The sequence below is a fragment of the Cesiribacter sp. SM1 genome (assembly GCF_020178975.1).
In the GTDB taxonomy this organism is placed as follows: domain Bacteria; phylum Bacteroidota; class Bacteroidia; order Cytophagales; family Cyclobacteriaceae; genus Cesiribacter.
This window is the reverse complement of record NZ_JAHXBU010000032.1, coordinates 1-1,287: the sequence shown is the minus strand read 5'-3', so window position 1 is coordinate 1,287 and position 1,287 is coordinate 1. Positions and strand designations below refer to the sequence as shown.

Sequence of the window (1,287 nt, the reverse complement as noted above, 5' to 3'; positions counted from 1 at the left end):
TCAACAACACAGCAGTAGCCTATCCTGGAGACAAAACCCTGGTGGACCTCTTTGAGGAGCAGGCAGCCAGAACACCAGGTGCAGTGGCAGTTATCTTCGAAGAAGAAGCACTCACCTACCAGGAGCTGGATGAGCGCAGCAACCAGCTGGCGCATTACCTGCAGAAAAGAGGGGTCACAGCAGAAACACTGGTGCCCATCTGCATCGACCGCTCCCTGGAGATGATCATTGGCCTTCTGGGCATCCAGAAAGCAGGCGGCGCTTATGTACCCATGGATCCTGCTTACCCGCAGGAGCGCATCGAGTACATGCTCGAAGATACAGCAGCGCGGCTGCTGATCAGCAGCCGTAGCCATGCAGCACGCTTTGCAGAAACAGCAGCAGCGGTAGTGCTGCTGGACAGCCAGTGGGAGGAAATAGCAAAAGAGCCAGCGGAAAAAGCAGCAACCACCCTTCAGCCCTCCAACCTAGCCTATGTTATCTACACCTCCGGATCTACCGGAAAACCTAAAGGGGTGCTGGTGGAGCATGGCAGCGTTGTAAACCTGGTGTATTATCAAAGCCAGGAGTTCAGGATTCAGGGTAGCGATAAAATTATACAGGTATCAAATTATGTCTTTGATGCCTCAGTAGAGCAGATATTTCTGGCCCTGAGCAATGGCGCCAGCCTTGTGCTGGTACCTAAAGAGGTGCTGCTTGATCCGGCAGCCCTGGCGCAACTGGTGCATGAGCAGCAGGTAACACACCTGCATGCCACCCCAAGCCTGCTGCAACAGCTGAAACCCCAAAAGTTTGATCATTTAAAGAGGGTGATAGCCGGAGGTGAGGCATGTCCTGTCGCCCTCGCTGAAGCCTGGAATGGGTTTGCAACCTTCTACAATGAATATGGACCTACTGAAACTACTGTTACTGCAACAGAAATCAGCTATTCTCCTGGTCAGCGCAGCAGCCAAAAGCTGGTACCAATTGGAAAGCCGCTAGCCAATACAAAAGCCTATGTAGTAGACAAAGCAGGCAGTCTGGTGCCACAGGGCGTGGCAGGGGAGCTTTGCCTTGGAGGAGTTCAGGTGGCAAGAGGCTACCTGAACCTGCCAGAGCTCACTGGGGAGAAGTTTGTTCAGGATCCATTCTCTTGTGATGCAGGAGCCAGGATGTACAAGACAGGCGACCTGGTAAGGTGGAGAGGGGATGGGGAGCTGGAGTACCTGGGCAGGATCGATGACCAGGTGAAGATCAGGGGCTACAGGATAGAGCTGGGCGAGGTAGAGAGTGTGCTAAGCCAGTGCA

General features: G+C 53.7%; 1 protein-coding gene. It reads left to right on the top strand.

The window, feature by feature from the left end; translation table 11 throughout:
- A partial coding sequence (locus KWJ01_RS03975) for an amino acid adenylation domain-containing protein (RefSeq protein WP_224995131.1) occupies positions 1-1,287 on the top strand: 1,287 nt, incomplete at both ends.